Annotated in this window: 31 protein-coding genes; 23 read left to right on the top strand and 8 right to left on the bottom strand. The window is 42.6% G+C overall.

Features of this window, described 5'->3' with window-relative positions:
- The first annotated feature begins 4 nt into the window (after positions 1 to 4).
- The 13 genes from CHA6605_RS08640 (at position 5) to CHA6605_RS08585 (ending at position 7,873) form a co-directional block, all read left to right on the top strand.
- The gene (locus CHA6605_RS08640; RefSeq protein ID WP_015159091.1) at positions 5 to 349 is read left to right on the top strand and encodes an IS1/IS1595 family N-terminal zinc-binding domain-containing protein; all 345 of its coding nucleotides are present in this window, start codon (positions 5 to 7) and stop codon (positions 347 to 349) included.
- A 36-nt stretch (positions 350 to 385) separates the two neighbouring features.
- Entirely contained in the window at positions 386 to 553 is a 168-nt protein-coding gene (locus tag CHA6605_RS33915) for a hypothetical protein (RefSeq protein ID WP_015159090.1), read from the top strand.
- Positions 554 to 658: 105 nt separating this feature from the next.
- Positions 659 to 1,327, top strand: a complete 669-nt coding sequence (locus CHA6605_RS08635) for a hypothetical protein (protein WP_015159089.1) — start codon at positions 659 to 661, stop codon at positions 1,325 to 1,327.
- Between the two features lie 9 nt (positions 1,328 to 1,336).
- A complete protein-coding gene (locus CHA6605_RS08630; protein ID WP_015159088.1) occupies positions 1,337 to 2,782 on the top strand; it encodes a 4Fe-4S binding protein in 1,446 nt (481 codons plus the stop codon).
- A gap of 27 nt (positions 2,783 to 2,809) precedes the next feature.
- Positions 2,810 to 2,998 (top strand): hypothetical protein, encoded by a 189-nt coding sequence (locus CHA6605_RS08625; RefSeq protein WP_015159087.1) that lies wholly within the window; start codon positions 2,810 to 2,812, stop codon positions 2,996 to 2,998.
- A gap of 18 nt (positions 2,999 to 3,016) precedes the next feature.
- On the top strand, positions 3,017 to 3,790 hold the full coding sequence (locus CHA6605_RS08620; protein ID WP_015159086.1) for an ATP-binding protein: 774 nt from the start codon (positions 3,017 to 3,019) through the stop codon (positions 3,788 to 3,790).
- Between the two features lie 36 nt (positions 3,791 to 3,826).
- Positions 3,827 to 4,189, top strand: coding sequence for a MobA/MobL family protein (locus tag CHA6605_RS08615; RefSeq protein WP_015159085.1), 363 nt, complete (start codon positions 3,827 to 3,829; stop codon positions 4,187 to 4,189).
- 136 nt (positions 4,190 to 4,325) lie between these two features.
- Entirely contained in the window at positions 4,326 to 4,577 is a 252-nt protein-coding gene (locus CHA6605_RS08610; protein ID WP_015159084.1) for a hypothetical protein, read from the top strand.
- A gap of 138 nt (positions 4,578 to 4,715) precedes the next feature.
- Positions 4,716 to 5,156 (top strand): leucine-rich repeat domain-containing protein, encoded by a 441-nt coding sequence (locus CHA6605_RS08605; RefSeq protein WP_015159083.1) that lies wholly within the window; start codon positions 4,716 to 4,718, stop codon positions 5,154 to 5,156.
- Between the two features lie 146 nt (positions 5,157 to 5,302).
- The gene (locus tag CHA6605_RS08600) at positions 5,303 to 5,869 is read left to right on the top strand and encodes a leucine-rich repeat domain-containing protein (protein WP_015159082.1); all 567 of its coding nucleotides are present in this window, start codon (positions 5,303 to 5,305) and stop codon (positions 5,867 to 5,869) included.
- Positions 5,870 to 6,047: 178 nt separating this feature from the next.
- Positions 6,048 to 6,575: a QcrA and Rieske domain-containing protein gene (locus tag CHA6605_RS08595; RefSeq protein ID WP_157259925.1), complete on the top strand. Its 528-nt coding sequence runs from the start codon at positions 6,048 to 6,050 to the stop codon at positions 6,573 to 6,575.
- Between the two features lie 131 nt (positions 6,576 to 6,706).
- Positions 6,707 to 6,985 (top strand): hypothetical protein, encoded by a 279-nt coding sequence (locus CHA6605_RS08590; protein ID WP_015159080.1) that lies wholly within the window; start codon positions 6,707 to 6,709, stop codon positions 6,983 to 6,985.
- Between the two features lie 96 nt (positions 6,986 to 7,081).
- A complete protein-coding gene (locus CHA6605_RS08585) occupies positions 7,082 to 7,873 on the top strand; it encodes a hypothetical protein (protein ID WP_015159079.1) in 792 nt (263 codons plus the stop codon).
- Between the two features lie 152 nt (positions 7,874 to 8,025).
- Here CHA6605_RS08585 and CHA6605_RS08580 read toward each other — a convergent pair whose 3' ends face one another.
- Positions 8,026 to 8,742, bottom strand: a complete 717-nt coding sequence (locus CHA6605_RS08580) for a HipA domain-containing protein (protein ID WP_015159078.1) — start codon at positions 8,740 to 8,742, stop codon at positions 8,026 to 8,028.
- 306 nt (positions 8,743 to 9,048) lie between these two features.
- Between CHA6605_RS08580 and CHA6605_RS32745 the strand changes: the two genes are divergently transcribed.
- Positions 9,049 to 10,209, top strand: a complete 1,161-nt coding sequence (locus CHA6605_RS32745; protein WP_015159077.1) for an ISH3 family transposase — start codon at positions 9,049 to 9,051, stop codon at positions 10,207 to 10,209.
- On the opposite strand, the gene CHA6605_RS08570 is transcribed toward CHA6605_RS32745, so the two are convergent.
- The 3 genes from CHA6605_RS08570 to CHA6605_RS08560 are packed head-to-tail and all read right to left on the bottom strand — an operon-like array spanning position 10,188 to position 13,231.
- Positions 10,188 to 10,943, bottom strand: coding sequence for a hypothetical protein (locus CHA6605_RS08570; protein WP_015159076.1), 756 nt, complete (start codon positions 10,941 to 10,943; stop codon positions 10,188 to 10,190). The genes CHA6605_RS32745 and CHA6605_RS08570 overlap by 22 nt on opposite strands.
- A gap of 54 nt (positions 10,944 to 10,997) precedes the next feature.
- A complete protein-coding gene (locus CHA6605_RS35665) occupies positions 10,998 to 12,839 on the bottom strand; it encodes a relaxase/mobilization nuclease domain-containing protein (protein WP_015159075.1) in 1,842 nt (613 codons plus the stop codon).
- Positions 12,836 to 13,231: a plasmid mobilization relaxosome protein MobC gene (locus CHA6605_RS08560; RefSeq protein WP_015159074.1), complete on the bottom strand. Its 396-nt coding sequence runs from the start codon at positions 13,229 to 13,231 to the stop codon at positions 12,836 to 12,838. Before CHA6605_RS08560 ends, CHA6605_RS35665 begins: the two co-directional genes overlap by 4 nt.
- Positions 13,232 to 13,923: 692 nt before the next feature.
- Here CHA6605_RS08560 and CHA6605_RS08555 point away from each other — a divergent pair.
- The 5 genes from CHA6605_RS08555 to drt2 all read left to right on the top strand — a co-directional run bounded on the left by CHA6605_RS08555 (position 13,924) and on the right by drt2 (position 18,976).
- Complete coding sequence (locus CHA6605_RS08555) at positions 13,924 to 14,412, top strand: hypothetical protein (protein WP_015159073.1); 489 nt, start codon at positions 13,924 to 13,926, stop codon at positions 14,410 to 14,412.
- A gap of 48 nt (positions 14,413 to 14,460) precedes the next feature.
- Complete coding sequence (locus CHA6605_RS08550; protein WP_015159072.1) at positions 14,461 to 15,708, top strand: acetate and sugar kinases/Hsc70/actin family protein; 1,248 nt, start codon at positions 14,461 to 14,463, stop codon at positions 15,706 to 15,708.
- A 13-nt stretch (positions 15,709 to 15,721) separates the two neighbouring features.
- A complete protein-coding gene (locus tag CHA6605_RS08545) occupies positions 15,722 to 16,645 on the top strand; it encodes a hypothetical protein (protein ID WP_015159071.1) in 924 nt (307 codons plus the stop codon).
- Entirely contained in the window at positions 16,645 to 17,271 is a 627-nt protein-coding gene (locus tag CHA6605_RS08540; RefSeq protein WP_015159070.1) for a hypothetical protein, read from the top strand. Before CHA6605_RS08545 ends, CHA6605_RS08540 begins: the two co-directional genes overlap by 1 nt.
- A 424-nt stretch (positions 17,272 to 17,695) precedes the next feature.
- Positions 17,696 to 18,976 (top strand): antiviral reverse transcriptase Drt2, encoded by a 1,281-nt coding sequence (drt2, locus tag CHA6605_RS08535; RefSeq protein ID WP_015159069.1) that lies wholly within the window; start codon positions 17,696 to 17,698, stop codon positions 18,974 to 18,976.
- On the opposite strand, the gene CHA6605_RS08530 is transcribed toward drt2, so the two are convergent.
- From CHA6605_RS08530 to CHA6605_RS08520, 3 genes are all read right to left on the bottom strand, one after another.
- Positions 18,973 to 20,862, bottom strand: a complete 1,890-nt coding sequence (locus CHA6605_RS08530) for a 3'-5' exonuclease (RefSeq protein ID WP_015159068.1) — start codon at positions 20,860 to 20,862, stop codon at positions 18,973 to 18,975. The genes drt2 and CHA6605_RS08530 overlap by 4 nt on opposite strands.
- 365 nt (positions 20,863 to 21,227) lie before the next feature.
- Positions 21,228 to 21,686, bottom strand: a complete 459-nt coding sequence (locus CHA6605_RS08525) for an RES family NAD+ phosphorylase (RefSeq protein ID WP_015159067.1) — start codon at positions 21,684 to 21,686, stop codon at positions 21,228 to 21,230.
- Positions 21,686 to 22,066, bottom strand: coding sequence for an antitoxin Xre/MbcA/ParS toxin-binding domain-containing protein (locus tag CHA6605_RS08520; RefSeq protein ID WP_015159066.1), 381 nt, complete (start codon positions 22,064 to 22,066; stop codon positions 21,686 to 21,688). Before CHA6605_RS08520 ends, CHA6605_RS08525 begins: the two co-directional genes overlap by 1 nt.
- A 166-nt stretch (positions 22,067 to 22,232) precedes the next feature.
- On the opposite strand from CHA6605_RS08520, the gene CHA6605_RS08515 reads away from it, so the two are divergent.
- The 4 genes from CHA6605_RS08515 to CHA6605_RS35005 all read left to right on the top strand — a co-directional run bounded on the left by CHA6605_RS08515 (position 22,233) and on the right by CHA6605_RS35005 (position 23,664).
- Positions 22,233 to 22,529, top strand: coding sequence for a hypothetical protein (locus tag CHA6605_RS08515; RefSeq protein WP_015159065.1), 297 nt, complete (start codon positions 22,233 to 22,235; stop codon positions 22,527 to 22,529).
- A 109-nt stretch (positions 22,530 to 22,638) separates the two neighbouring features.
- The gene (locus tag CHA6605_RS08510; RefSeq protein WP_015159064.1) at positions 22,639 to 22,851 is read left to right on the top strand and encodes a hypothetical protein; all 213 of its coding nucleotides are present in this window, start codon (positions 22,639 to 22,641) and stop codon (positions 22,849 to 22,851) included.
- Positions 22,852 to 23,085: 234 nt separating this feature from the next.
- Positions 23,086 to 23,433: a hypothetical protein gene (locus tag CHA6605_RS35010; RefSeq protein WP_198288460.1), complete on the top strand. Its 348-nt coding sequence runs from the start codon at positions 23,086 to 23,088 to the stop codon at positions 23,431 to 23,433.
- Between the two features lie 3 nt (positions 23,434 to 23,436).
- Complete coding sequence (locus CHA6605_RS35005) at positions 23,437 to 23,664, top strand: hypothetical protein (protein ID WP_198288459.1); 228 nt, start codon at positions 23,437 to 23,439, stop codon at positions 23,662 to 23,664.
- Between the two features lie 143 nt (positions 23,665 to 23,807).
- Here the strand turns inward: CHA6605_RS35005 and CHA6605_RS08500 are convergent, their stop codons facing one another.
- The gene (locus CHA6605_RS08500) at positions 23,808 to 24,137 is read right to left on the bottom strand and encodes a hypothetical protein (protein ID WP_015159063.1); all 330 of its coding nucleotides are present in this window, start codon (positions 24,135 to 24,137) and stop codon (positions 23,808 to 23,810) included.
- Positions 24,138 to 24,552: the final 415 nt, after the last annotated feature.

Here is a 24,552-nt window from a genome sequence, read left to right as displayed (position 1 = left end):
CATTATGCACTGTATGTATTGTGGTCATTCCAAAATTTACAAACGAGGTAAAACTAAAAGAGGAAAGCAGAAATACCAACGTTATATTTGTGAGAAATGTCAAAAATCTTTTTCGGAATTAGCTGGGACTATATATGAAGATCGTCGGCTGACACCACCAGAGATCGATCGAATCATAGAATGTCAAAATCAAGGGATGAATTTCGCCCAGGCTGCCAAAAAAGTCGGAGTCACCCCAAAAGCAGTAGCCAATCTACTCAAGAATACTTGTCCTAAAAACTCCGCTCAGTCAACCGATTGCTTCGATCCAGTTGATTCACCACCAGATACTAACACTAATAATGATTAACATTTATATTTCCCTATAGGAGTTTATGCTCCGTTGATGAAAGAGGCAAAAGCAAGTGTAAAGGCTGGCAATATTAAGATTGTTTCAGTCAAAAAATTGAGTCCAGCAGAGGCAGATTACTACATAAAACAAGCCAATAATCCTCCAAACCTGGCAACGATTGGAGTAATTGAAGCATCAGTGTATATAGAAATCCAAAAGTAGCAGCTTATTACGAGTTTTACAAAGATAAACCCGATATTAAGCCGCAACAAGTAGAGAAAATTAGCGAACAAGTTAACGTAATACCTCAAGTTATTCAAGTTAAAAATGGTAAAGGTAAACCGAACCGAAAATAACGACCAGCCACAAGCGATCGAGAAGTTAAGAGCGCAAGTTAAGCCGGATGAGTTTCAGACTGTCGCCCACAAACTTGCTGCTCTGCGCGGGATGGGGCTAAACGATGAAGCCTTGGAGGTTGCGGGGACTTACGCTCACGCAGCTAGAATCGCGGGATCGCTCGACAGTATTGCAGTTGCCATGCCCAAGCTGCTTGATGATACGGTCGAACAAATTCAGTTAAAACAGGACAAGCGGGATGAGGCAATGATTAAAATCCTCTACCAGCAGCAAGACCAAGGGCAAGCGCGATCTGCCGAAGCCGCCAAAACGATCGATACTGCCACCAAACGCTTGATCGGGCAATCGGGAGTGAGTCGATTACATAAATGGGTGTTTGGAGCGATCGGAGGCTCGATCGGAGTCTCTGTCGGGCTGACAATAGGTGTCCTAATTGCCTTCTTCGTATTGTTTCCCAACCAATTAAGACAAGCTAGAGCGGGGGACGGGGCGATCCTCGAATGGCTGGCGACTCCCGATGGCAAATTGCTGTATCAAACTTTTAAATCGGGCAATCGCTCGGTACGGGCTTGCGTCAAAAAAGCCGCAGTGCAGACGAAAGGCACCAAAAACCTCGTTTGCCAAATTACCCTAAATTAATTAGAACCGATGATTAATAAATTTTCCGAGCAACAGATCGACAGGTTTCGTAAAGTTCTCGCGATCGGCTGGTCGCTGCTGATTCTATTAAGTTTTTACGATCCGGTTTCGCGGTGGTTGACTCATCCAGACAATTTAGATAGCCCCTTACACATCGATCCGAGCGTTTGCGTACTAGTCCAGGGCGAGTGTTTGCAGCAAGTCTCTTACGTTCTAGCTCCACGGATTTTCTGGGGGATAGTCGTACCATCAAGTATCATCATCCTTACAGTAGGCGGACACGACACTTGGCGGCGGATTTGTCCGTTATCTTTTTTCTCCCAGATTGCTCGTTCGTTGGGACGCGGACGCAAAGTTAAGAAAGTCAATCCGGTTAGTGGCAGCGTCAAGTACGAACCAGCAGCGGTGACGAAGGATTCCTGGCTGGGGCGCAACTATCTCTACCTACAATTACTCCTGTTTTATCTGGGTCTAAATGTTCGGTTGCTATTTGCCAATGGTAGCGGCTTGGGAATGGGGATCTTTCTAGTGGCGACAATTACCGCAGCGGTTGTCGTTGGCTATCTATTCAAAGGAAAGTCATGGTGTCAGTATTTCTGTCCGATGGCTCCAGTGCAAGTATTTTTTACGGGTACGCGCGGATTGGTTAGCACTGATGCTCATTTAGATTCGGCAAAGCTGACTCAATCGATGTGTCGGACGATCGATCCTAAAGTGGGTGAAAAGAGCGGCTGTGTCGGCTGTCAGATCGCCTGTATCGATATCGACGTGCAACTCAATTACTGGCAACATGCCAAAAAATCGGATCGGGAGCTACTATTTTATGGTTACTTTGGCTTGATGGTTGGATTCTTCGTCTATCAATACCTGTATGCGGGTAATTGGGACTATTATTTTTCTGGAGCGTGGAGTCACGACCCCAACCAACTCAGTAGCCTATTCAGTCCAGGCTTCTACATCGCAAGTCACACGATCGATATTCCGAAAATAGTGGCAGCTCCCTTGACGCTGATTATCTGTGCGTCGATTAGTTACTATGCCGGACAAATGACCGAACGAGTTTACCAGTCGTATTTAATTAATCGCGGCAAAGAAATCGATATCACCGAGATTCGCCACCATTGTTATAGTGTCTGGGTCTTTTTATCTTTCAATACCTTCTTTGCTTTCATCTTGCGTCCCAGCCTCAAAATTCTCCCAGAGTCAATGAGATTCATGCCCACACTAATTTTACTCGGATTGAGTTTTGTCTGGCTGTTACAGAGCCTCAAGCGCAGCGAAGATCGGTATGCACAAGAGAATGTTACGGTTGGTCTGCTCAAACAGCTTAAAAAATTAAAGGTGAATTGGCAAAAATCATTAAAAGGGCGTTCGCTTGAAGACCTGAATGACAAAGAAGTGGAAACATTAATTAAATCCTTACCACCTCGTTACAGTCAGAAAATCAAACGCTAAGTCCAAGTCTCAATTTACCTTCAGAACATGAAGTACCTGCAATTAAATCTAGATTACGTGATGTTGGCTCGTAGACATATCGAACTATATCCAGCACAAAGAGAAAGCTATTTCGCTGCTTTAAATGAGACAGAAGAGTCACCGCAAGAGATTTCGATGCACTGGCTTAGAGCTGAATATATTCGGTATTGCTTAGTAGATCTACCAAATTATTAAAATGGGAGAAGGTAATCGATGAAACCAATATATATCATCGGCAGTAACAAAGGTGGGGTCGGTAAAAGCCTATTAACAATGGCAATTTTAGACTACTTTAGCAAGAACGAGCAAAGCTGTTTTCTAGTTGAAACAGAGTCACGGTTAATGGATGTCCACAGGTCGTATCGTCATTTACCTTTTGCCGTTTTAGATTTAAGTTCCGAGTCAGGAGCGAGTGGCTTAATCGATCTAGGTTTTGGGCATCCCAATGAAATCATCATAGTTAATGCCACAGCCGTTAGCATTGAGGGGATTGAAAAATACAGCCAGCATTTGATTACGGAGCTATCAGCATTAGACCGACCATTAATTACGCTGTGGGTAATCGATCGGCTAACAAGTAGTTTAGATTCGCTATCAGCATACATCAAGGTCATGGGTGGAAGTACCGTACATGTGGCGATAAATAATTATTTTGGGGATGAGAATTACTTTCATGCTTACCAAAATTCGTCACTCAAGGTAAGCATAGAAGCACAAGGCAAGTCTCTAGTATTCCCAACATTAAACTCATACATTTGCGATAAGTTTTTTAACAACAGTTCAACAATTGAAGATGCCGCAACCGGAATGTTACTCGGATATCGCTCGTTACTTAATGGCTGGCGCAAAAAATGTCACGCTATATTCGACTCGATTGCGTTCGTAAACTCATCCCAACATGTTCGCTCTCGCCAAGAAATATTGGCAACAGGTATCTCGATATCCAGGCTACAGGCTGTTGATGCCATTGAATTTCCTAATAGCTAATTTCGTCTCACTTTTCCACAGGCATATTCAATCATAGTGGCTATATTTTATTATCGAGCTAACGTCATCGCTCGGAGTGCTGGACAATCCGCCTGTGCCTGTGCCGCTTACTTTGCCGCAGCTCGAATTGAGTGTCAACGATTGAGAGTAACTTATGACTATACCGATCGAACGGGAGTAGACTATTCGGAAATTATCGTACCTGTCATTGCAGATCGCCAGTTACATATTAGCCGTTCTCAGTTGTGGAATACGATCGAAGCAATTGAAAAGCGACCGGATTCTCAGCTAGCCCGTTCGCGTTGGCGTAAGCCTGCCTTTGGCACAGCGTCTCCTTCGGAGAATCGATTATTCTTGCTTTACCGACTGAAATTAACGATCGCGCCAAAATCCAACTGAGCAAAAGCAGCATTGGGCAGCAACGGTTAATAAATACTTAGCACTTGTCGGAGCCGAGCCAATCGACCATCGCCGCTCCGACGAACGAGACATCGAAGATCCCAATCCAATCATTGAAACGTAAAAGGCGATTGCCATGAAAATTCCTTTCTTTTCCCAATATCTAGACCGAATTAACACTCAAAGGACGATCGAATTGGAGCAAAAACAGCAGAAGCTAGCAGCCGAGCGCAATCGTCTGAAAAAGCTAGAACATCAGCAACAATGGCGGGAAGTCATTACGTCCCACTTAGCGAAGGATAATTCGGATCTTAGTCTCTACTGTTGTCCGCCAGGGAACATCCCTTCAGATATTGAATTTCCAGCAACACTCAAGAGTCTGACCTGACTGCCTGACACAAGTACCTCAAAGCCTTGTTCTGCAACGATCCTGCTTACCCCACGATCTAACGAATTATCGGCTCAAAGCCTTAATTTACCGTGCTGGATCGATTCCGATTTCACGAGAAATCAGGGTTTCAGATAGATGTGTCAGGCAACCAGGAGTCTGACATTAAATCGTTCATCTTTAACAACTTTACCTCAGTCAATTTGCAACTTACCAGAACTAGTTAAGCTCAATGTATTTGACAGTCACTTAACCACATTGCCAGCAGCTATCGGTAACTTGAGTCAGCTAACTAGTTTAGTGGTGAGAAATTCCTATCTTGAACGGTTGCCTGAAAGCATCGGTCAGCTTACCAATTTAGCCTACTTAGATCTTCAAGTCAATCGACTAACGGTACTACCCCAAAGCATCGCCAATCTCCAAAATCTCATTGAAATAGATTTGTGGAATAATCCCATTGACGATCTATCCATCGTCGAGCGATTACCAAATCTAGATCGATACTGCCGTCAGTCGCTCTATTTTAACACCTTGACAAGTTACATCGACAAACCTCTTATTAAGTACGTTCATCTATGAAGTTTGGAATTATGTACCCAACCAGATTTATCTTCAGATCCATAGATTCTCCTCAGCTAATATTGCAGCAGCATTACTGGTTAAAGTCGAGTGGTCGATCGATACTCGATTGGGTTTTCCCTAAACTTGTTAAGCTGTATCGGTCTATGGCTATACCTATTCATTCATGGCTAAATATCCAGAAAATCTCCGAAGCAATTTCACAAGCTGAGATGACAGGAGAGCTTCATTTAGTAGGTATTCACCTAGATCAAATCCCTGAAAAGATTGCGAAACTGACCGATCTCAAGGTATTAAATTTAAGCAACAACTACATCGATACAATCCCAGAGTGGGTCGGCAGCTTAACCAATTTAGAACGGCTAGGTTTAGGAGACAATAACATTCGTTCGATTCCGACATCGATATGTCAACTCACCCATCTCAGGACTTTGAGTTTATCTTGGAATCAAATCGAGGTGGTGCCTAACGAGATCGTTCGTCTAACTCATTTACAAGAGTTAAATTTATCAGGAAATAAACTTAAATCTTTACCATCTAAAATAGCCAAAATGAATTACATACATATTTTGCGATTAGGATTTAACAAACTTGAATTCATTCCTCTAGAAATATGCTTGATGCCTAATATTAAGCATTTAACTATTAAAGGAAATCCAGGCGAACATTCTATCAATCGTGTCGCAATCGACCGCTCTGTTAAGATATTCTGATCTGGCAATTAGATCTGATTTAAAATTTAGATTTAATTGGAAAAATAGCCAAGTTAAATCGAAAATATTTATGTAACAATAGAGCTAAGTAGTGTTTCATCAAGAAATATCGTCGCTCTATGATTTTCAAGAAGTATGCTTCGACTATGTAAACCAATCAGTAACAAACATCGCAATCATGTTTAAACGCCGTTCGTTTCTTGCCTACTTCAGTATTGCTTCAATTGCCAGTATTTTTCCCGCAATTATCACGATCTTTAAGCCACGTCAGGCAGTTGCGAACATAGCTGAAGATGACACTTCAGATTTACAAAGTAAAGGTATTAGCTCATCAGGACAGAAAAAACCCGAAGGTTTCACAGTCATTGGTTCGGTAAGCGATCTAGATAAAAATGGCTACTTGCAAACCAAAGAAGTCGCACTCGTCCGCAATCCCACCAATCCCAAACAATTGATTGCAGTCAATCCTAAATGTACGCATCAAGGTTGCGATGTTAAGTGGGCGGCAGGGGAAAAGAAATACGCTTGTCCCTGTCATGGCGCGAGTTTTGATGCTAATGGAGCGGTATTAAATGGGCCAGCAACCAAACCCCTCACTGCCTACCAAGCCAAGATCGTCGGTACTCAAGTCTTAGTTAAAGTCTCCACTCCAGCCGCTAAGTCCAGCCAAAGTAGTCCATCGGGGCGAGGTGGACGCAAGGACTAGAGCAGACATTGTTAGATCGATCGCAAGAGAGTGTGTGGCGATCGATCTAACATTAGCCAGCCAAACAAACAGGGGCTTGGGAATATTTTAGATCGTACTATCGACAGCTAAGTTGTAGGAGAAAGTTGAAAGTGTTAAAGAAAAATGGTGAAGCAGCAAAACAGTCAAACAAGTACATCGAGATTGGCAACTGGCTTTTTTACAAGATTTACGAGGACAAGTATAGATCCATAGACTGCTATGGTCATATTGAGAGAATAACTCCAGAATTTAAAAGTAAAATTCCTGAATGCGATCTACTCAAAAGGGGCGAAGAAAATCAGGATTTTTGGGCATTTTGTATTTTTGATTCTATCGAAGCTACAGGTTCATTTGAATTTGTGTCTGATTATATCAAGAATAGGAATTAAGGATTACTTAGTTCAACCTAGAAAAGATTAAGTTATCTAGAAAATATTTCATGACAGGTATTAAAGTTTGACGATCGATATAAAATTTTAAAAGACATGAGCGCAGCTACTCATTCTGTCAGTGAATTAGCATCGAGCATTGGATATCGTTCTGTTAGGGATTGCGCTCGAAATATGGGTCGTGCCGCAAATTATGCTAGAGATAAGTATCCTTTCTTGGCATTCAATACAAGATATTATTATGTTACCCATAATTACATGGAAGAATGGGTCTGCGTAGATGGTATGATGTGCCAAAAATCGCTTTGGTTGACAGCGATCTTCTGTGCAAACAACTCATCAAAACTTGCTTCAGTTCATGAATTCTTAACTCAAGAATTTATGAATGTGCCGATCGAGGATTTAGTTCGTTTTTTTATAGTGCAGGAATATTGTGATGCTCAGATTTTGCAAGTGTTACTGGGGCTACCTGCAAGATCGGAATTTATTAATCTTGTCGAAGCTATGCTGTCCGTGCATCAAATCGAGCCTCAAGCAATTTGGTGGGAGTATTATAGACAACCAAAGTCTTATAACTATAATTTACCATTGCCAGTGGTAAAGTCGATCGTTCGTCATGTCAAAGCCAGTGAAGATTTTGCAAATAATCCGATGCGGGAATTTGTGACTAGACTAGATAATTATTTTACGACCCTCAATGCTCGATCTCAAAGACTTTATCAACGAGTCGAGGACGATGCCGCGATTGCATTAGAATCTGTTCCCGATTCGATGACTATTGACATTGAAAGTGAGGCCAAGCAATCGCTCGACCTGACGATACCACTGCTGTTATTTGTAGGGCTACTTGCTTGGCTAGGGTGGATTCATCCAAATGGATGTTGGTGACGATTAGCTTTCGACGCGGCGATGCCAACGGCAAATCAAGTCGGGAGCAATCTAGTCACATGTTGAAGACTACAAGCGGATTTAAAGGCAGCGCGAATCCGACCGCCTTGGTGGCACGCTTTTGTCCGATCTCCATCCGCTTAAAATCACTTTCAAATAAATTGTTGTAACCGGAGCGAATTGTAATCGATGAATACTTTCGCAAATGCAATTCTTTTTGGACTTGCTGAATTTGGAGGAAAACGATCGAAGATCATATCTAATCGTTCTTGCCCCACTTGGGCGATTCGTCCACTCCAATATTTCGTAGCATCTGGATTTGTTTTGGTCAGTATTTTAACCATTTCATCCATTTTAATTTTATCTCCACCATTATTGACAAAGGCACAAGTCCTCACTTCGCAGAGTCGTTCGGCAAAGATTTCAAATCGATTATTTGTTAGTGGAAAATCAACTAAAGCGCGTCCGTAATCATAGTTTAGCAAGAGTTCTTTATTCCCATTTAGATCGACTTGAATCCCCCAATTACGGTCGTGGCGGTCGGGATTATCAATCCAGTAGTCATGTAATAAATATCCGATGAATAAATCTTTTGCCGTGCTAATTTCTGGAGGCGGTTTATATCCAGAAGGCAATCCGATATCGATGCGGTCGAATACAGCCATCACATTCTCGATCGTGTAGATTCGCTCGCGATCGGTAAGAACTTCTTGCATTAGCATCATCCCCGAACGTTCTTGCCCTTCCAGCTTCATATAACTGGGAGAGAGAATCGCTCGAAGATCTCGCTCCGTTTGGCACATCTTATAAGTAGCCGTAGGTAATCCCATCGCAATTGCGAGTTCGGCTCCGAGCTTTTCGATCCACACCCGACTTAATTCGCTGGGTTCGTTATCGATCTTGAAGATAGCTATTTGTTCGCGAGTTAGATCTGTCTGTCTCCAAGGTATTTTATATTTTCTTCAGCTCCACCTTGAAATCTCTCACTCTCACTAAGAGTCCTTTTAGTAACAGTAATAATCTGATATTTTTCTGACATTCAAAGTAATCTAAATGGGCGAGAAAAGTTCTTGACAATAGGCATTTTCACTATTAATAATAACTTTCAGTAGTATCAGTAGATCGCAAAGAGTGGAAAAAGGGTAGAGTCTGGCTAGACAAAAACAAAAACAGCCATGACGACTACCCCAAATTTATTATCCCCGACTCCAGCATTAACCGACGAAGGCACATTGGAATCAGCCATCGATTGTTTGACCAGTAACCTGGAAATAGACATGTCTGGAGGCTACACAGTCAGGGACTTGTTTGAAATTTTGGTGCGGACAGCTAGTCGAGGAGAGAGCATCGAACAAACAGTCAAGGGATTAGAGGGAACACCGAGTAGTAATGGCATTCGCTACCATCTGGAGAAGTTGGATGACATCAAGAGGCTAGAACAACAATTAAATGCCGCATTGCAGAGTCGGATTCCGCCTAAGCTCCGCAACAGGAGTCATCGGTTGGCGATTGATTTACACCTAATTCCATACTACGGAAAACCCACGGACATCGAAGCCAATTACGTGTATCGTTCTCAAGCCAAAGCGGGTACCACACGTTTCTTTGCCTACGCTACTGTCTATGCCATCTGTCGCAACAAGCGGGTGACACTGGCGATTCATGCCGTTCCTTGTACTGAAACCCTGGTGGCGACAGTAACTTACCTGTTGGCAATCATTCACCCGTTGCGGATGAGCATCAAACTGTTGTGTCTCGACCGAGGATTCTACAGTGTACCGATTATTCGTTGGCTCAAAGCACTCAATTTTCCGTTCTTAATGCCTGCGGTGATTCGGGGTAAAACAGGCGGTACCCGTGCTTTGCTGACTGGACGGAAGAGTTATGCCACAGATTACACTATCAATAGCCCTAAATATGGTAGTATCACCTGTCAAATGCGGGTGGTTTGTGGCTATCACAAAGGCTTTAAGGGACAACATGGGATTCGCTATCTTATTTACGCTGTGCATCGGGTCAAGATTGCCTTAAATCAGCTTCACCATTACTATCGTCAACGGTTTGGGATTGAGACTAGCTATCGGCTCAAGAATCATTGCCGAATTCGCACAACTACTAAAAATCCAGTCCTACGACTTTTATTTGTCGCTTTGGCTTTTATTTTGGTTAACCTTTGGGTCTATTTGCTTTGGCATTTCATCAGTCGCTCCAGACAAGGCGGACAGCTTGTTTTCCATGCTTTTTTCCCTTTGAATATCATGTTGCAGTTCCTCTCTACTGCCGTCGAGCGACGTTTTCCCGTCGTTACAGCTATTTATTTGCCCGTTTTAGATTGACTTTGCGATCTACTGAGTATTCCATATCCCTGCCAGTTGTCAGGATCGGAAAAGTTGACAATTTCAATCTTGGCTATTTCACCTTCAATGAGTCCGAAATAGCTTTCAAGATGTCCGAGGATCGTACCTTCAAATTCTATGTAAAATTCATCTCTATTTTTAAATAGCTGAAATTTTCCCAATCGATCTTTGATTTGTCGCCAAATTTGTTTGGGTTCTTCTCTTTGCTCTACACCATTTAAAGTGCAGTAGAAAGTATAGTTATCATCTGCATCGGGTTCGATCGACGGACAAATACTGAACTGGTCGCCACAAATTCTTCCTCCGTATCGACTAGCATAGGCAATTTTATCGATCTGGGGATAATCTATTTTCAGAAATTCACAATGCTTTTTTACGTCATTTCGCAATAGGGGCATTCTATTCCGAAAAATATGTGGAAAATCTCTATTTACAACATTTAGCTCCGACCAGATCAAGAGATCCTTATATCCGGGATACAGGGCTGATATTTCCTCATGGTTGCTAGTATAGTGAGCTGTATATCCGCCTTCAACAATCGTTAATTTAGCTAGAGGCTCCCATCTGTGAGTGTCTTTGCGTATCCAACCTAAGTACAATCCATTTATTTTCGGACTTTCAATAACATTGGCTGAGAACTCTTCTTCGTTAATTCCAACTTCACAAATATTCGACTTAGAAACGATACCATGAGCCGCCGATTTTACATTCATATTACTCAATGTTGACGATCGCTTGTGTACACTAATTATATCATTTTCAACAAATCACCTCGAAAATCCACGGCTGCGCTGTTTGGTTTCGAGCAATGATGCTTGGGCGATTTCAAGAGCGATCTGTGCCTGTTCGTTCGCAAACGCCGAAGCCGCACCTAAGTTAGCTCGATCTGTGGTTGAGAGCATCACCCGATCGGACTCGAAGGTCTTAAAAAACTTATTTGTCAGCTTGAGATTCGGATCGCCCGTTACCGCTTTACCATGCTGAGATATTTGAAACTTATAGATGTCAAACTTTTCTTGGGCATCGACGCTCTCCGTCTTGGCGCGTCCTTCGTGGGACTTTTTATAGTAGTTCTTCAGGTCGATGATTTGCTTCAAAGTTACGGGGGTACTGTTTGACTGTGCTAGCTCTGGCAGTCGCTCGATCCCATTGTCCACAAATTGCTGGGTGTCATTCACAGTCTCGACTCGTCCTTGGGGTTGGGGCGGTTCGCCAGACATTAACGTTCCAAAAGTCCGATCGAGCCTTTGTGAATAGTTGCTCCCACTTTGCCGTATCCGCTCTTGGGTATCGGCAAAGTTTTGATGGATAGTCTTGGTAATTGCCTCAATATCGAACTTAATCTCCGCATGGAAAATCGAAGGTCGCTGTACTGGCAATGCCGTCGATGTCTGGTCTGATTGCTCCTGGCGTTCGACTATCGATGGGTAAAGGTCGATTTCCGCCTCAATCCGGTCGCGCTTCGGTACAGCAGCGGCGGTCGGGGACACTTCAATTGTTGGGGGTTTACGGTCGATTGTCAGATCCTTCTCTTCTGATATGTAGACTGACGCGTCTCGATCGCCAGATAGTTTCGTCAATAAATTGAGATCTACACGATCGATATTTGGAAAACCCACAGGTTCCCATCCCCCTTGTGTCTCGATCGCTTTCAAGATTTGGCGATGTGGACGCATCCGGTAAGCCGTCAGAGTGTCACCATCGCGTTTGATGTCGAGTCGTCCGGTTTTGACCCGTTCGCGCCCCTTTAAGGTTGCATTTGCCATCACCGCTGCCCGATTGAAGTTCTGTCGGTCGATCTCGCCTAAATCGATCCGATGCTCCTGGCTTTTGGCATTAGCCGCCCTGATGAGGGGAAGGTTGTCGGGGACTATGGGAACTCGTTGCTCGATCGCACTCCAACTTGCCCCAATGTCGCTGCCCTTATAGGCTTTACCATCTTGAAGATAAGTAATGCCATTGATCTTATTATCTTTTCTCAGGGCAAATCGGACATCGATTTGGGACTCCTGCAAGCGCATCAGCCAAGTCTCTAGATTGGGGCAGTCCTCTAAGGATCGATCGACTTGTTGCTTCAAGTCGGTCGAGACTTGTGGCTTGGCTTGAGCAGATCTATCCCGATCTAGTTCCCAAGAGTTTTTGACGGGCTGCAAGCCAAAGTCGCGCTCGATCTCCCGCAGAATCGGTTGAATCCTGAACCTGTCCCAACTATCAGAAACTCTCTCCCCATGAACATTGACGGCATTCACAACGATATGTAGATGTTCGTGGTCGTGTGGTAAGTCATGTCCTGGGTCGTCGCGGTGGTGGGCGATACCGATAAATTGACAATCTTCGTACCCCATTTCGGCAACTACCCGCACGACGATCGCTTCTTTATCTGAATCCGATACCTTGCCATCATCGGCGGGTGCAAAGGACAGCGAGATATGCCGGACGGGTAATTGAGTCGTGGGCCGCAGACTGGCAATTCGATCGAACTCGATCGCCAAATCGCTCGCGTTATCAGCCAACATATAGGGCGCGACGATCTGGGGTTGCTTTGATTCGTGTAGTAAATAGCGCAGCAACCCGCCAAAATTCGACCCTTTGGTAATGTTGCTAATCAAAGCGATTGCTCCAATTTAGCAATGGCGGCAGCAATTTCCTGATTGGCTTTAGCGATGCTCGATAACACTCGCAAACAATTGGTAGGATCGACCATTCGATCGTCTAGATTTGCCGCATGAATCGCTTTGGTAATCTGATTGAGGTTGTTACCTTGAGATCGTAACTCTTGGTGCCACAGTAAGTAGGCGCGATAGAGTTCCAAATCGCGGTCGCGGTGAGTTACTAGAGTTAGTGGAGTAGGAGTAGAGCGCAGGACACGATCGATTAAGTTCTGAAGGTATACCGTGGCGGTTGAGTTACAAGCTTCTGCCTGTACAGCGATCTCGTCAAATAGATCGTTAATAAATCGTAGAGTAATCCGGTTGTTCTTAATTTGCTTGCTCTTACCCATATAGCACAATTCGTAGTTAAGAATCGAGTTAGCAGATACCCACGCAATACACGCAAGTTTCAATCGTCAACATAGAAGTTACAGTAATAAAACACAAAAATACAGAATTTAAAAAGCTAATGTTTGTGCTAGAAAATATTAAGTAATGATAGAACTAGGGATGAGGGTCTGGGGAACTCCCCAGCCATGCTGTGTGTTGTTAAGTCGATAGACTTAACGAGTCGTCAGACGATACACATAGCTGGCTAGGTGTGAGATTAGCCAAAATAGCTGCGCTATTGGCGGGTAAGTAATGTGCTTTGATATCGATACTAATCCAAATCCTTATATTAATACTAGAAATATCGAGCATGGGACATCAATTTGAGCAGTAACTATTTATCTATCATTTTTGACCCAGGTTGAACCCAGGTCTGACCCAGGTTGAACCCAGGTTGAACCCAGGTTTGACTCATGTTTAATTTAGGTTCGACTCGTGTTCGACTCGTGTTCGACTCGTGTTCGACTCGTGTTCGACTCGTGTTCGACCCAGGTTTGACCCAGGTTTAACCCAGGTTTGACCCAGGTTTAACTCATGTTTAAATGCCAGGAAATTCAACACATAATGCAGGAATAGATCCCCGACGATCGCAATACAAGTTAGAAACTGTTAGACTGAAATGAATGCTTGAACGGGTAGCGATCGATAAAGTATGACGATCAAAAAGATTAAGAAGCTATTAACGATAGATCTGCTAGACAACGATCCTGACGAACTGCTACTGGCAAACTATCTCAAGTCAAATAAGAACGTTAAGGGACAATTACTCGCAGCCGCTAAAGCCCACTTTCGGGCGAACGCTTTGTCTGAAGATCCAAATAATACAGATGAAGATGTCGAGCTAGCCATTTTAGAGGCTCTACAATCATTGTGGAGACAGATGAACTACATAGTGGACTATCATCGCATCAAACGAAAAATTCATTTGACACCACAGTCTCTGATGAGATTTGGATTGGGAACGATGACATTTGAAAGCATAGTAAGTCCTCCACAACCAAGAACACAGCCGTTATCACGGATGAGGGTAATACATGAACCCGAAGGAAATGAAGATGAGGAGATTAGCCGTAATACCTCAAAAGATGACATCCCTGAAGATTTCAGTGACGATCCTGACTCTTTGCCCCTAAATTTCTAGCATTCACTAGCCCTGCCCTCAAGGGTCGGGGGACGAGCAAAGCATACCATGAAGCAAAAAGTACCCCATTTGTTGTTGGCAGTCGATTTTGGTGCCTCTGCAACTAAAGCGATCGGTAGTCTCGTCGGTACGCCATCAGATTGCATCACTTTATCGATGTCACCTCATTGTGTGGAAGTTGAGAATGATTCGTTGTTGACTTGCGATCCAGACTTTAGCGAACATCAAAGTTGGGTGACAATTGAGGGGAAATCTTATGCGCTGGGCAACTTAGCAACAACAAAATTTAATAGCTCTTTAAAGGTGAAGCCGTTAAAGTTTACTAGTGCCGTCCAGAAAGCCTGTGCGGTAATTAGTATCTTCGCCCAAAAGTTTCAACTACCAGAGCGGTTTGAGTTGTCGCTAACATTTGTCTTACCTCCGGCAGAGTGGGAGCATAAGCAGACGATCGCCGCTCGGATTAATGCTGCGGTGAAGGATTTAGTTACTCCCAGGGGTAGAATTAAGCCCAAGCTCAAGAGCTTATCTCCTTTTCCAGAAGGGATGGGATTATTGCTAGGGCAAGAGTTAAATTTAAAAGAGATTGCCACGATTACGGTGGTAATGGTGGGATTTCGGAACACTAGTATCTTCATGGCAAACTACGGGTCGGTCAATGGCTCTCAAACTTCAGACTTAGGTTTCCATAATTTGCTCAAAGAGATTGCAGGTAAGACCGGATATCGGATTGAAGATCTCATCGAGCCAGTATTTAACTACACTTACTTTAAACAGCAAATAGCAAAATATACTCGCCAGATCGACGATCGCGAACGGGGTCTTCGAGATTTTAGCGGTTTCGATTACTCTCATCGGGATCGATTAAAGCGAGAACTAGAGCTATTCGATTGCCAACTCACCGAATGTCAGGTCGAGTCAGAGTTAGTATTTAATCCCTTACTCAAAAACTCAGGTGAAGATCGAGTAGCTGAAGTAGACATGCTGATTGCAGTAATTGAAAAGGAAAATATTGCCTACTCAGTTAGAGTCAAAGATTGGTTGAATGAAATGATGCCATCAAGATCCGATCTAATTTTGTTGGGTGGTGGCACGGTAGAGTACTTAAACGAAGATTTTAAATCCTTTTTAGAAAAAAAGATAATTAAAAATGGTCTAACAAAACTACACACTCATCTAGCAATAGATATTCCTGAAAGTATTAGATTTAGTAGTGTCAGCAAAGAGAGATTTGCTGACATTTACAGTTTATGGTATTGGGTGAATTCACGGTTAAAGTCAGACTTAGAAACTGCTTAACAGGAGAAAGTAAATGAGCGAAACAAATGCACAATCCACGGTACAGCCAGAAATGGAAGCATCCGCAATTACAGAATCTAACGGACATTTAGAGGCACATGTCGATCTCAATACAAATATCCTCAAACATCTATTCATTGTGGGTGGGGAGAAGGGGGGCGTAGGCAAAACTTGGTTTACATACATTCTGATCGAGCTGTTATTACAGTTAGATCGCGACCCGACTATCCTCGACTTAGATAAAACCACTCCCAACGTTGCTAAAGCATATCTCAAGGATATATACCAACAGTGGTCGTCTAGCAATGTTCGAGCGGAGCAACTATTTGAGACAATAGAAGGAAGTGAAGGTAGACAATTAGATGCACTAGTTCGACTCAAGAAATTGCTCTCGGAACAGATAGTACTAAGTAATAATCCCGACGATACTAAAAGTCGAGACAGGCTTTCTGAAGTAGTTGAGTTAAGCGACAATACAATAATTTCGCTGCCATCTCAATCCCAGTCAGGGCTTTGTTATTGGTTGGATGAAACCGATCTTGCTTTAATGGCAACCACCATCCAAATTGTGCTGTTCTGGGTATCCGACGGGTCTTATGAATCATTGAGTTTACTAGAAAACTTCATGTATAAATATCCAGAGCTACAATACTGTCTGGTCGTCAATAAAGGGATTGGTAGCAGTAGTGAGTGGGAGAACTACAGGCTAGGTTTAGTCAATCCAGATCTCAATGAAATGATTGCCAAGAAAGAACTAAAAGCAGTAGTCATCGATAAAGTAGTGCTTTCAGAAGAGTTATCGATCCGGCTCCAGAGAGAAAACCTCACATTCAGTGAAATTCTCACCGCTCCAGATATCAATCAGCGAGTAGCCTACCGCCTGAAAACTTGGTTAGAGCGCAGTTTCGCGACCGTTAAAAATACTGGATATTTTTGATGCTACATCTAATCCCCTGTAACAGATACACGGATTTATGTGTCAAGGCGATCGAGAGTTTGATGAAGTCATACGATATCAAGCTGATTACCGCCGATTTTGAACTGTGCGGTACCGCCGATCTTGACGAGCTATTGGAGGATGAGACAGGTGCGGTAGTCATCTCGGATTTAGTGCCAGAGAAGTTCAACGATTATCTCGTTTCATCAGGAGTACGATCGCTTGAAGATACCTATTACTGGCAAACGCTTCCTACCGATGCTTGGGAAGCGGATCGAGTGGTCGAAGAATTAGAGCCATTGCTGGCAAAGAACATCAAGGTGCAGTTTTTGATGCCGATGAGTGTTTCTCAGCAGCAATGGTACGATCTGCTTGCCACGGGCATGACAACTAAAACGATGCGGACGTTGTACCAGTATGGGACGCGGATTGATGTCCTCGAACCGTTAGAGATGTCCACCCTTGTCTATACCTTGCCAGACCAGAGCAAACATCGCTCGTTAATGGTGGCTTTTACGCGGTTGACTCCAAAGACGCGCAGCACTGTCCAAGAGATAATCAAAGTGTTTATCGAGCCGTTGGATAAAGTTCTGGCAGAATATCGGAAGCTGCCAGAATTGTTTTGAGATTGAAGCTATCCATACAGCTTTCAAGAAAGATGCATACCGAGTTGAATGTTGAACAATTGGCAGCTTAAAGTCACTTGATATTTGTCGTCTGATGTTAGATAACTTTCAAATTAGGGCATATTAACTTTAGCCCATGCACCTTATTTGTATGGGGGTCACTGTTTATCACGAAAGCCACTCCAGTGTCAAGTAGATGTCCAAACAGACTCATAACATAGTTTATAGAGGGGGCGTATCGAAAGGTACGGAACACTCTTTTGTCATTTAAGAACTAGACACTTAATTAAAAGCAAAGTAATAAAAAACTTGGTTTTTCCTGGGTCTATTATTATGTTGAAAAGGGAGTAAGCGTGCGCTGAGAGGATATTTAAGGATGCCCCTATTCTTCCTCTCTAGCTCTGCTAAATTATTATGAAAATACGTGCAAAAAAGTGTAAATAATTCCGATCCTCTTAACAAGTGGTACAAACCACGAGGTTATCCACATTTTGATTTTAGAGTTTCTAAAGATTATGCTAAAAGTAAGGTAGAAACTCCTGAAAATATTATCAATCATTCTTTTTGGCCGTTTTTAAGAAAAATTCAGTGTACGCCGAAATACAAACGCGAGCTAAAAAAAGTTAGTAGTAAAGATCGTCCCATCATGTATGCTAGTCACATCGACTCTCATATTTACTCTTGGTACACACATTTACTGAACAAGAGGTATGAAGAAAGGATTAAAGAAACACATCTAAATTCTTCAGTTTTAGCATATCGTGCTTTAGGGAAATCAAACATTGATTTTGCCAAAGATGTATTCGATGAAGTAGAAAAGAGAGAGCACTGCATTGTCTTAACTTTTGACATTTCAAAATTTTTCGATTGCATAGATCATAAGAAACTAAAGCTCTCATGGTGTCGATTACTAGATTTAAATAACTCAAAGTTGCCAAAAGATCACTACAAAGTATATAAATCGATTACCAAATACTCATATATCAATATGAGTGATGTGTGCCAAGAGTTAAATATTAAAGATTTTAGAGAGTTACAGAGTAGAAGACGTATTTGCTCATCACAAGAATTTAGAAGTAAGCTTAAAAGCAGCATTAAAATTAATACAACTGAGCATGGAATCCCTCAAGGCTCTCCAATTAGTGCATTATTATCTAATATTTTTCTCTGGGAATTTGACATTTTAATGTCAAATCATGCCTTAGAAACTGGTGGTATTTATAGAAGGTATTGTGATGACATTCTATGGATTTGTCACCCAGAACAATCTGACAAAACGATGCGTAAAGTTCATCAAGAGATTCAAAATAGTGGGAGTAACCTGACAATCAATGAAGACAAGAGCGAGAAGTCTGAATTTATCAGAGAAAATGGACTTTTATATTATCATCCAGAAACACAGCCATTACAGTATTTAGGTTTTATTTTTGATGGTCAAAAACGTTTAATAAGATCTCAAACAGTTTCGAGATACTATCGCAGAATGAAAAGAGCAATTTATTTCACAAAAAAAGCTGCTAAAGAGAGCGATCGGGGGGAGATAATTTATCGCAGAAGTTTGTACGAAAGATTCACCCATTTGGGCAAACGTAATTTTATAAAGTATGCTTATCGAGCCAGTAAAATTATGAATTCTGCTGAGATCAAGGGTCAAACTAGTAGGCATTGGAAAAAAATCAATGCCGCAATACAGCAGGATAATTAATGGATAGGTTTGGAATGCTCGATCGAAAGCCTCAACCGCCGAACAAAATCAGACTCTTGATGATAGCTCATCACCAATCGATCGGTAGATCGAGTCATTGCCACATAGAGCAACCGAGCATCATCCTCTGGAGTACCGTACTTACTAGGTAAATAGCCCATGCCTGGAATGATGACAGTAGAGAACTCTAACCCTTTGCATGAGTGCATCGTCATCACTTTCACACTATCGAGTTTGGGTTGATACGCTCGACTGGCTGCATCTTTATTTAACCACTCGATCGGGATATCGGCGGCTTGAAATTGAGTATAAATTTCTTCACCAATGAATCTCAGTGCATGAAAAATGCCAATTTCATTCCAAGGTTGACCTTCAGCATGAAGCTCTTTCGCCATTGCGATTGCCTGTTGCACCTCGTCTTGAAAGCTAAAACATTTTAGTAATTGCGGTGGGTGCCCGTGTCGTCCCGCACTCAAAGGCTTGATGAGAATTGGAGTATCGTCATCGGCAGACTCGCTAGGTTGCATGACATCTTTGGCGAATTCGGAAGCTAGAGTCAGCACCTCAATCGTATTACGATAATTTGTCTTGAGGATCGAAGTTCGCCCCTGGGCTTCGATCCCTACACTTTTGAAGGAGAACTTCTTACGATTCTGCTGGCGACCATATAAATTTTGAGCATCATCATAGAGTAGGAGTAACGACTTCCGTTCGTCGAGAGTATGGGTTAGCATTCCGAACCACTCTGGTTCAAAGTCGTGTCCCTCATCAATAAGGATACTACTGTACATTGACGCTGGAATCTGACCTTTCTCGATCGCATCCCGCACCGCTCGTTCGAGATCTTGGATGTAATTATCTGACTGTTTGGGTAGGTCTAGACGGTAGCGTTTGAGCAGATCGCCACACCAATGATGAAAGTGGCGAACGTGAACGATATTATCGAGATCTTCACTAGCGATTGCCTGTCTAAGGCGGGAGGCTAGTGCGACATTGAAACAGAGGACTAGAATAGGTTTTTGGGGATTGAGAGCAGCCAAATAGCTACAACGATACATCAAAATCATGGTTTTCCCAGATCCCGCAACCCCATGAATCACTCGATGTCCATCACCCAGGCTCCGAGCCAATGTCTCTTGCTGGAGGTCGAAGATTTGGATTAAGTCTGCGGGGATTGCTTGAGCGGTGACAGGCACATCTAGATCGGCATCGGGATCGGCATCAGAAAGCGGATGCTCTGTCAAGAATAGCGAAAGCTGTACAGATGGTAAGCGGCAAGTGGGAAACATCAGCCAGCGGATACGATCTACTTGGTGGTGCGTTACCGATTGACCGAAGGAATATGGGCACATATCCCATAGTCTTTGTTGCAGCTCAATTGACTCCTGGGGCTTAATTTCGTCTTGGCAAATGACTAAATGCTCATCAAGGATGGTGTTCAGATCGCTCCTTTGAAATGATTTACGAGTAATGTTAGCTAGCACGACTCCATAACTATAAGGACAGATTAATTGTCCGTGATATTTACCTGTTTGGACTAAATCTTTGTCTTGGCAAAGTAAATTATTAATCGCTAGAGCATAACGCCGCGCTTGTTCGAGCGGATTCTTAGTTTTCTTAATCCTACCTTCTGTCAATAGCTCAAATGATTGCCGATCTGCCGACTGGATCGTGTTGAGTTTCCAATCTTTAACTTCCAGTACGAGTAATCCGCGCTGGGGATGGAAAATAGTGAAATCGGGACGAAGCTGTTTTTTACCAATGGTTACATCGTACCAAATCGTATAATCATCATCTAAATTATCTTCTAGGCTCTGTGCCACTCTCTTTTCACCACCAGTCATGCTTGATAGACTGCTATTGAGAGTCGGAATTAGTTTCGCCATTGAAAGACACAGATAACTATGGAAGCCAATATATATTAACCCATTGACACAAAATAATCTCTATGGTGGAGTAGATCGACGAGCAGAATATATTGTTGTCTATTGTTGCCGCAAGCAGTTTTCTAACATCCAAACTGTGTACAGTTTCTTAAATTTGAAAGGATTAAGAATTAGGGTAGCGGTAGGATGTCCGATCGTCGTTAGACGACGCGCAAGCTTCGGTTGCCACAAAAATGCTACCCACGGAAATCTAATTTTAGGTTAATCTCGCTCGGACATAAAGAATCTAATCTATAATAAGATGCTTGAGGAACTTAATTTTAAGATCGATACAAGTTAGATTGCTTCGGCTATTCGACCGATTTTCACAAGTTAATTTTTTTCCACATCCGACTGTCAAATTGGAACGTTAACACCTGTTCTGTTTGAAGTTTTAGATCTGGGTGTTCGGGATTAATTAAGTAGTTATACTCTACAGGTATTATCGCTGAAGGCACCTTCAATACCGGATACTTCATCGCTTTGAGCCAGTTAAGACCGATTTTTTGCAAAGCTGGATAAGCTGAAACATCTTGCCAGTTAACGGGCAGATCGGTAACTTCCAATATGGGGGTGCGATCGGGGATAATCGCACTGACGCAAGCAAGTGGAATATCTGTAGTTTCGCTATGCACAAACACCTCTAAGCTAGCCAATGCCAAACTCTCGGACGTGTAAGATATTTTATAGCCTTGCGGGTGCCACCGACCGCTAGCATAAAGTCCGCCGACTCCAGAAAAGACAGTATCGATATGCTTGGTTGCGGTGATGCGCCAGATTCGCACTAGCCGTAAATCCCATATTCGGTACGGTAGAGAATTTCCTCGACTAGTTTTGCACCTTCGTCTGTAGATAGAGCTGCCAGGGGTGTCATCCCTGAGAGACTATTTTTAGGAGTTTGCAGCCAAATAGTCGCTCTGTGAGTGTCTTCAAATAAGTTAATTGCTTGCTGGGTTATCCGGTTAAATCTATTTAATCGATCGACTATTAACGGATTTAAGACCCCATTGTCCTTCCGCAGACGGGCTTGATTTCGAGGCGATATCCCAAAAATCTGCTGTCTGAGATTGCTGTCTAGCCCAAAGCGTTCGGCGGTTTGTTCTAGGGTCTGATATCGGAGCGGGTTGGGATCGAGGATTTTAGATGCTGCGGATGCAATTGTCATCGGTTTTTCAACTTTTTTGCCATCTGTCTTAATTATATATGCCAAATGGCATTCAGCTCGACCCACTAGACTTAACTCGATCGTCGCTAGACGACGCGCTTTTCTTCGAGCCGCGAGGTAATCGATCGTGAGACAATAGCAAAGGCGACATCACAATTGAAAACCTATGCCTACTGTAGGAAAGCTCGAACTCACCATCAAAATCAGCGAACTACCCGAAGTCAAAACTGTCGAAAACGGTTTACAGCATTTTGAATTAGATTGCAATGGACGGATCTTTTCAGTAACGGTCAAGCCAAAGATGTGGAAGAAGCTGACCGATGCCCAGGCGAATTGGACGATGTGGGTGGCGGCGATTGCGGGTCAACTGGGGACGATGACACCAAACGGCTTTGTCCTCGAACAACCAAATATCCAAGTATTCGAGAAGAAACCAAGGGCTGAAGTGGCTTCTGCGGAATAATGGTTCGACGATCTTGCCTCACAGATCTAACTGAACAATGTCCACAACAGAATATTAGATATCTAAGGTTCGTGCTTGAACTGTCGAAATCCATACTTCGTGTAACTTTATGTCCCTCGAAACTACCAACCTCGACCGATCGAATGCTGCCAAAAATCGGATCGACCAAGCCGATCGAGCAATCTTACCGCTCCTGACTTCCGAAACTACTCTGCTCGAACGCAGAAAAATGATGCGCGAACAGAGTGGGGCGACAGACAACTCTCTCAAGAAATGGGAAAAATCTGGCATCCAGATTACAACAATGAAAGCGAGATTTTAGCAGATCTTCAGATAGTATCGGCTACTCTTACAGACTCAATTAGCTTGCTGGCGACAGTCAACACATAAGCTGGCTGAATAAGAGGCTATGCCAACATTCGCGATGGCGATCTGTTGCTGATTGGAGCAGGTAGATTTATTGCTAGAAAATTTGAGAGATACTTAGAGACGATTTCTGCTTTAGTAGATAGGTAAAACAATATCGAAATGTCAAAATATAACACTTACTAAGTAAATGACACAGAATCAGCTATCTCTATTTGCAGAAAACGAAGTTGGAAGAAGAATAACCAATTATCCAGTTTTAATGTCTAAAGATTTTCTGATAGAATGGAAATCGCGGCTCGTCACCTACCAGCAACAAACTTGGAATAATCCTACATCTCAACAAACAAGTTTATTTGAAGTATCACCAAATTTGTTCGACCCAGATCGGGTAGATCCATTTGGCTTATTATATCAGCCGTTTGAATTTTATCGATTATCTGAGGATGGTCAAGCAAATTGCATCTATTTTGTTGTGGATTTAATGCAGCCTTTGCTATTATATGTTGGTGAAACTCAGCAAACACCAAAGAAATGATGGATGAATCATTATTGTCGAGATTATACGGCTAACTATCTAGCTCTCCATCATCATTATCAACTAGAAGTAGCAGTCAATATTGGATTCTGGTGGGATACTCCTACTAACAGAAAAGCAAGACAGGCAATGGAATTAGCTTTAATCGACAAGTGGCGATCCCCATTTAATAAAGAAAATTGGCATTTATATTCTCAGCCTTTTAAGAAGGCTGGCTCGGCAAATTATTAAATTATAACAAATATTAAATTAAATGCATAATTTAAGTCGTTCAGGAAATTGATTATACGACTTTTGATAGAAGAACTTTATATCTCGAACATACAATATCTTCCCTATTTTCAATAGTGATTATGATAGCGTGGTTAACATACTCAAATCTTCCAGTTTAGAAGTTTTCGATCGAGTTCTGTTTTCATATCTCTAAAAACCTGTGCTAAGATTGGTTCCCACTGCCGTCTTGTATCGGCAAGTTTAGCTTGCTCTACAATACCCGATCTCCGCCATCGATAAAGTCTGGAGGATGATTGCAAAATTACCTCTAGCAGCACGATTGGATCGGCGATCGCTCCTTGGGGATTTATCTCTTCTCTAACTTCAAAACAATCAGAGGGCGGGAGATAAGAGATAATATAAATGTGAGCGTAGAAACCAGTGTTAGTCTTAAATTCTTGCAAGACTTGCGGCTTGCGTTTCCCAAACATGACATTATATTGATTTATCTTCTAGACTAGATGGTCTAGATCTCTATGCAATCGGCTAAAGAGCTGGTTTTATCAAGATCCTTAAAGCAATGACCAGAGAATGAGCCTTTGAGGACTGTTTTGCAGGTTTTCGAGCCTATCCTGTATGTATCCCAACTTGTTTCTGAACAGGAGTTTTAGGCACAAGCAAAAGTTCCATGTAATTACATGGAACCGCAAAAGTGAACTAGAATTGTCTCTAGTCATACATTTCCAGCGATCGAATTACACAAGATCGAGCGAGACAATCTCAGATCGAGGCTCACATTGCCGAAATTTGGAGTAAGAATACATAAAAATACTCGTCGAGACATAAACCAGAGCTTCAGGTTAGCAAGATAATTGAGGTACGATCGGAAAAATCAGTACTCAAATT

The organism is Chamaesiphon minutus PCC 6605, assembly GCF_000317145.1.
GTDB classification, from domain to species: domain Bacteria; phylum Cyanobacteriota; class Cyanobacteriia; order Cyanobacteriales; family Chamaesiphonaceae; genus Chamaesiphon; species Chamaesiphon minutus.
The sequence above is the reverse complement of the archived record's forward strand: the minus strand, read 5'-3'. Positions and strand labels throughout refer to the sequence as shown.

Coding starts and splice junctions, on each gene's coding strand:
- CHA6605_RS08640 (WP_015159091.1), top strand. CDS start 5: ATGCACTGTATGTATTGTGGTCATTCCAAAATTTACAAACGAGGTAAA.
- CHA6605_RS33915 (WP_015159090.1), top strand. CDS start 386: ATGAAAGAGGCAAAAGCAAGTGTAAAGGCTGGCAATATTAAGATTGTT.
- CHA6605_RS08635 (WP_015159089.1), top strand. CDS start 659: ATGGTAAAGGTAAACCGAACCGAAAATAACGACCAGCCACAAGCGATC.
- CHA6605_RS08630 (WP_015159088.1), top strand. CDS start 1,337: ATGATTAATAAATTTTCCGAGCAACAGATCGACAGGTTTCGTAAAGTT.
- CHA6605_RS08625 (WP_015159087.1), top strand. CDS start 2,810: ATGAAGTACCTGCAATTAAATCTAGATTACGTGATGTTGGCTCGTAGA.
- CHA6605_RS08620 (WP_015159086.1), top strand. CDS start 3,017: ATGAAACCAATATATATCATCGGCAGTAACAAAGGTGGGGTCGGTAAA.
- CHA6605_RS08610 (WP_015159084.1), top strand. CDS start 4,326: ATGAAAATTCCTTTCTTTTCCCAATATCTAGACCGAATTAACACTCAA.
- CHA6605_RS08605 (WP_015159083.1), top strand. CDS start 4,716: ATGTGTCAGGCAACCAGGAGTCTGACATTAAATCGTTCATCTTTAACA.
- CHA6605_RS08600 (WP_015159082.1), top strand. CDS start 5,303: ATGGCTATACCTATTCATTCATGGCTAAATATCCAGAAAATCTCCGAA.
- CHA6605_RS08595 (WP_157259925.1), top strand. CDS start 6,048: ATGTTTAAACGCCGTTCGTTTCTTGCCTACTTCAGTATTGCTTCAATT.
- CHA6605_RS08585 (WP_015159079.1), top strand. CDS start 7,082: ATGAGCGCAGCTACTCATTCTGTCAGTGAATTAGCATCGAGCATTGGA.
- CHA6605_RS32745 (WP_015159077.1), top strand. CDS start 9,049: ATGACGACTACCCCAAATTTATTATCCCCGACTCCAGCATTAACCGAC.
- CHA6605_RS08570 (WP_015159076.1), bottom strand. CDS start 10,943: ATGAATGTAAAATCGGCGGCTCATGGTATCGTTTCTAAGTCGAATATT.
- CHA6605_RS08560 (WP_015159074.1), bottom strand. CDS start 13,231: ATGGGTAAGAGCAAGCAAATTAAGAACAACCGGATTACTCTACGATTT.
- CHA6605_RS08555 (WP_015159073.1), top strand. CDS start 13,924: ATGACGATCAAAAAGATTAAGAAGCTATTAACGATAGATCTGCTAGAC.
- CHA6605_RS08550 (WP_015159072.1), top strand. CDS start 14,461: ATGAAGCAAAAAGTACCCCATTTGTTGTTGGCAGTCGATTTTGGTGCC.
- CHA6605_RS08545 (WP_015159071.1), top strand. CDS start 15,722: ATGAGCGAAACAAATGCACAATCCACGGTACAGCCAGAAATGGAAGCA.
- CHA6605_RS08540 (WP_015159070.1), top strand. CDS start 16,645: ATGCTACATCTAATCCCCTGTAACAGATACACGGATTTATGTGTCAAG.
- CHA6605_RS08530 (WP_015159068.1), bottom strand. CDS start 20,862: ATGGCGAAACTAATTCCGACTCTCAATAGCAGTCTATCAAGCATGACT.
- CHA6605_RS08520 (WP_015159066.1), bottom strand. CDS start 22,066: ATGACAATTGCATCCGCAGCATCTAAAATCCTCGATCCCAACCCGCTC.
- CHA6605_RS08515 (WP_015159065.1), top strand. CDS start 22,233: ATGCCTACTGTAGGAAAGCTCGAACTCACCATCAAAATCAGCGAACTA.
- CHA6605_RS08510 (WP_015159064.1), top strand. CDS start 22,639: ATGTCCCTCGAAACTACCAACCTCGACCGATCGAATGCTGCCAAAAAT.
- CHA6605_RS35010 (WP_198288460.1), top strand. CDS start 23,086: ATGACACAGAATCAGCTATCTCTATTTGCAGAAAACGAAGTTGGAAGA.
- CHA6605_RS35005 (WP_198288459.1), top strand. CDS start 23,437: ATGAATCATTATTGTCGAGATTATACGGCTAACTATCTAGCTCTCCAT.
- CHA6605_RS08500 (WP_015159063.1), bottom strand. CDS start 24,137: ATGTTTGGGAAACGCAAGCCGCAAGTCTTGCAAGAATTTAAGACTAAC.